Here is a 324-nt window from a genome sequence, read left to right as displayed (position 1 = left end):
GCCGGTATCCTGCAAGCCGATTGCTACAACGGCTTCGAGCCGCTGTTCGATCCGCAGAAGAAGGTGCTGCCGATTACGCCGGCGTTTTGCTTCGCCCATGCGCGGCGGGGCTTCTTCGAGCTGGCCGACATCGAGAAGAACGCCCGGGAAGGCCACAGGGGCAAACCGGTCTCCCCGATCGCGCTGGAGGCGGTCAGACGCCTCGACGCTCTGTTCGAGATCGAGCGCGCCGTCAATGGCCTTAGCGCCGACGAGCGGCGCGCCGTGCGCCAGGAGAGAAGCAAGCCGCTGCTCGACGACATGCACACCTGGCTGCTGCGCGAG

1 protein-coding gene is annotated in these 324 nt (G+C 66.4%); it reads left to right on the top strand.

The window, feature by feature from the left end:
- Window positions 1–324 (top strand): IS66 family transposase (locus tag AC0L3A_RS41075; RefSeq protein WP_473256628.1); only part of this gene is annotated, 324 nt, incomplete at both ends.

The organism is Bradyrhizobium sp. MI1.3 (assembly GCF_055811695.1).
This window is presented reverse-complemented; position numbering and strand designations above follow the sequence as displayed.